The organism is Vibrio sp. 10N.222.55.C6, from assembly GCF_041473395.1.
Taxonomy (GTDB): domain Bacteria; phylum Pseudomonadota; class Gammaproteobacteria; order Enterobacterales; family Vibrionaceae; genus Vibrio; species Vibrio crassostreae_C.
Genome location: NZ_JBFRSD010000745.1, coordinates 1 through 258 on the forward strand (window position 1 = coordinate 1; position 258 = coordinate 258).

The 258-nt window shown below is 43.0% G+C and carries 1 pseudogene; it reads right to left on the bottom strand.

The window, feature by feature from the left end:
- Positions 1-258: pseudogene (locus AB4486_RS25945) on the bottom strand (glutamate synthase); the annotation flags it as partial.

Consider the following 258-nt stretch of genomic DNA (forward strand, 5'->3'; position numbering starts at 1 on the left):
AAACTCATATCAGACACAAATAAAGAGATGTTCAATTTAAGCGGCTTTTTCGCTTTTGGCCCAATAATAAGCTCAGTACCGACTGGCACATGTTCCAACAGAGGTTTGGTCGCCATTTGAGCAACCATCACTTGAATATCATCCCAGTGAGGTAATAGATATCTTGGAACACCCATTGAAGTCATTGGCCCATGGTGACCCACTTTGGATAAGCCATCTCGTGCTAATTGATGAATGAATTCGACCGTGGGCTCTTCT